We start from the raw sequence: 3,843 nt of genomic DNA on the forward strand, positions 1-3,843 counted from the left end.
GGGCCCTCTTCTGTTCCTGCGCGCGGAGCGCTTCGGAAATTTCCTTGAACTCTCTGAGGACGGCTCCCCGGGAACTCCCTCGCACAACTCCTACCGGATCATTTTTTCAGGAACAGCGCCACCGGGAGAAGAAGCAGCACCAAGCCCGGGGCCATGCCCATGTCACATCCACCGCCACCACCGCTTCCGCCATGGGTGGGAGAAAGGGTAGGCGTGATGGTACCCGTCACCGTCGGCGTGATCGGCACATCCTCGAAAGTCGTGAAGGCCTTGAGACAGACGTTCGTGTTCGCCATGGCCGTCGTCATGTCCGTCCAGGTCGTTCCTGCAGCGCTGATGTAGCTCTGGTCCGCCAAAGCCGACGCCTTGTCGCTGTAGCCGACTTCGGGGTTCTCGATGGGAATGGGGAAATTATACCCCGGCGTGGTCAGTTCCACCACCACGGCGAAGCGCGTCCCCGTCGGAAGCACCACGTCCTGGGGCAGTCTCACCGTGTGATACCCGGGAACTTCGAGCGTGCCCGTATGCACCAGTTGCCGCGTTCCGCTCATGGGGTTACCCGCAGCACCACCCGTCCAGATCTCGACGCGGAATGTCGCATTCGCCGACCAGGCATAGAAGGCCACGGCCTTCAACACCTCCTGGGTCGCCGCAGAGGTTCCCAACGAACTCCCCTGGGAGGTGAAGACATTGGCGAACCAGCCCGTCGTGCTGGTATATCCATACCCCGTGACCCGGCCCAATGAGTCATAATCGTAGATCCTGTCGAAATTCGTCTTGTCCGCGCCGACAAAGACCGCAGGGTACCCCAGAGTGGGCTCCGCATACGAAAGATAGAAGTACCCCGATGCACCCCAGCTCGTGCCCCAGCTGTTCTTCACGATCCACGCACCATTGGAGCCAGGATCGGTGCCGAAGTTCGTCGCCGCGTAGGCATCGTCCCAGCCGACGATGGCCACGATATGCCCGCCTCCGGTTCCGGGGGCGTTGTAATAGGCGTTTGTTGTAGCGTTGAATGCCGCGTCGTTCCAGACGATGCGGACGGCCACGGCACCGTAGGTGAGGATGGCGTTCTTCACCGTCGTCGCATCGAAGGTGGCACCGAGGTAATACACCTGCTCCAGATGTTTCGCCACGGGGTCCGTCGCCTTGGGGCGACTCGCTTCAAGCCAGGGTTTGACGTTCTGATAGGGGCGGTCCGCCTCGTCCACCGCGCCGGACCACCGGGCGAGGAGCGCCGTGGCTTGTGTCACATTGCCTCCCTGATCGAAAATCGGGTCTTCGTCGACATCAACGGAATTCTATGTGAAAGACGGCTTGGAGGCGCTCTCATCCTGGTACACGAAATAGGCGAGATGCCACTCGGAGAAATCCTCCACGTCCCCCATGGCTTTTTTGAACGTGGACTCCAGAGACGCCATTGTTCCGAAAGCCCAGCACGTGCCGTAAGGGTTCTGATCCCGTACCGCCGTGACGTATCCGTAGGTGCGCAAATCGTAGGCGGCGGGGATGGCCTTCACGTGAAGCCCCGGAAACACAATGGTCGAGGGATCGATATGGGAAAGATCGCCCGGCGCCGGGCGATATCCGAGCGGATAACCGCTTTCCGTCCGGGCCTTCAGCAAGGCACCGGCAGCCACCTGCTGCCGGTACGCAAGATAGTCGGGATTCAGCGGAGCCACCCTGCCCGCATCCGCAAAAACCGGAGCTACAAAGGCAAGAATCAGAACCCCCAGAAGAATAAGAACACGGGCACATCGTGTTTTACCGCAGGCAGACATGGACAACACTTCCTTTCCTTTTTCACCCCGGCCACTCGTTTCCGGATGACCGGTGATCGACACCACGCCGAGAAACCCCTGCTTCGCACTAGAAACCGTTGTCGAAGTATCACCGGAAACATCTGCGGGAAGCAGGCACAACGGGGAACGTTCCGTTTCACGCGATACTCTCTCCTTCTTCAGACCACCTCACTTCCCTGCCGTAATGACGTCCTCTGCCCGAAGGAAACCCACGAGTTTTTTCTTCAAAGTTTGCCTCTTTACTTTTCCACGGATTTACCGGGAAAGAAGACGTTTGCCCTGAAAAGAGCACCCGCCTTTCCTATTTTACGGTGAGCGCGTAGACGTGCGTCCGAAGGGGCGGGAGGTCCTCCCAGGAACGTGCGTAACGGAAGACCATCGTGCTCGCTCCCTTTCCGACGGCATGAAAAATCCAGAGTGCCGAACCCGAGGCTCCCGCACGTCCCCGATTGGAAGGATCACCTGGCGGTTCGAAAAGACTCCCCGAGAGAACCGCTACCTTCGGGTCACTGGATTGAAATACGGTCCACCCGTACCCCGTAGAGGGGTTCGAGGCGAGACGCACCACCACGTCTCCGCCAACGCGAGTGTCCCCGTAGGAAAGATTCAGGACCGTGGCACCCTCTTTCCGGAGACGCACCCCATCGAGGCGGACATCCCGCTGCCCCTTGCGCACCCAGCGTACCGAGAGATCCCGGTCCATGGTCAATCCCACCAGGGAAAACATCCCTTCGGCATTGGTAACGGCCGTGTGCGTCGCCCGCCCGTCCCATACATGGACCTGCACTCCCACAACCGGAGTGCGGAAGGAATCCACCACACGCCCCTCAAGCACTGCCTGAGATGCCCCGGCCGTGCCCGCTCCCTCACAGAGCCACAATACCACCCCCAATACCATTGCGCACAAAAGCAACCTTCTTCCAGTTCCTCTCATCTCTCCCGGCCTCCTTTCCAGATCGCCTGATTGCCTCTTACTTCGTCAAGCATTGTAGCACATCGCATCACAGGACATCGTTCCTCCCGGAAGAACCCTTTTCAGCGTCCACGTTCTGGTAAAGGCCTTTGTGAAGAAGCTGCCGGCCTTTTTGGCCGAATTCGACCGGATGGACAGAATGGAAAAACATATCCGACACTGTTATACTGCATGAAATGCAACAAGATTGCATATTCGAAGGAGGGGATTTTTATGCGGTACCTGCGAGATCAGCGTCTTGTCCAGATTCTCGTTCTTTGCCTCGGCCTTTCTCTGTGCGCTTCAATGTCCGTCGCTGCGGAAGAATCCGTGGCGGTGGCAGCAAGCCTGGGACCGACGATGGAAAAACTCGCCGAACAATTTTCCTCCACCACGGGAAATCGCCTTACGCTCGTCAACGGAGCCTCGGGAAAACTCGCCGCCCAGATCGAAGCGGGAGCGCCTTTCACTCTCTTCCTCAGCGCCAACGAGAAATGGGCGCGGCACCTCGAGTCGAAGGGGTTGCTCACGGACGTCCACCCCTACGCAGAATCGCCCCTGGTACTCTGGTGGGCCAAAGAAAGTGCACCGACAGTGGAGATGCTGAAAGAATCCACGATGAAGGTGGCCATCGCGGATCCGGCGGCGGCCCCCCTCGGAGAACTGGCGAAGGAATGGCTTATCCGCGAGGGAATGTTCCAGGTTCTGGAGCAGGAGAAACGGCTCGTCATCGCCGGGGATATCCTGAAAACAGCTCTGGCGGTGAAGAGTGGAGGGGCTGATTTGGCTTTTGTCGCCTTGGGGACGGCACAGGAGCTGGGTGGTGGATTCGTGCGGGTTTCCTCGCCTCCGGCGCGCTATTTCGGAGGGCTCGTGAAGAATACTGCCACGGACGTCACCGCGGAGTTCTGGCGCTGGCTCCGCTCTTCCGAGGCCGCTCCCCTGTGGGAAAAGGCGGGCTTCGATCCGGCCCGGGAATAAACAAGACTCTCTCATGGTATCCGCCCTTCGCCTGAGCCTGCAGATTCTCGCCGTGGTTCTGCCTCTTCTTTTCCTGGCAGGAACTGCTCTGGGGTGGCTTCTCTCCAG

At 59.3% G+C, this 3,843-nt stretch carries 3 protein-coding genes and 1 pseudogene; 1 reads left to right on the forward strand and 3 read right to left on the reverse strand.

Annotation, left to right across the window (positions count from 1 at the left end):
• Nucleotides 1–98: 98 nt before the first annotated feature.
• From Q1K49_RS11615 to Q1K49_RS11625, 3 genes and pseudogenes are all read right to left on the reverse strand, one after another.
• On the reverse strand, nt 99–296 hold the full coding sequence (locus Q1K49_RS11615; RefSeq protein WP_300526164.1) for a Synerg-CTERM sorting domain-containing protein: 198 nt from the start codon (nt 294–296) through the stop codon (nt 99–101).
• A pseudogene (locus tag Q1K49_RS11620) lies at nt 273–1,781 on the reverse strand (lectin like domain-containing protein); the annotation flags it as partial. The gene Q1K49_RS11615 and the pseudogene Q1K49_RS11620, both read right to left, overlap by 24 nt.
• 322 nt (nt 1,782–2,103) lie before the next feature.
• Nucleotides 2,104–2,736 (reverse strand): protease inhibitor I42 family protein, encoded by a 633-nt coding sequence (locus tag Q1K49_RS11625; protein WP_300526163.1) that lies wholly within the window; start codon nt 2,734–2,736, stop codon nt 2,104–2,106.
• Nucleotides 2,737–2,988: 252 nt separating this feature from the next.
• On the opposite strand from Q1K49_RS11625, the gene modA reads away from it, so the two are divergent.
• Entirely contained in the window at nt 2,989–3,735 is a 747-nt protein-coding gene (modA, locus tag Q1K49_RS11630) for a molybdate ABC transporter substrate-binding protein (RefSeq protein WP_213694281.1), read from the forward strand.
• Nucleotides 3,736–3,843: the final 108 nt, after the last annotated feature.

Source organism: Aminiphilus sp., from assembly GCF_029975095.1.
Classification (GTDB): Bacteria; Synergistota; Synergistia; order Synergistales; family Aminiphilaceae; genus Aminiphilus.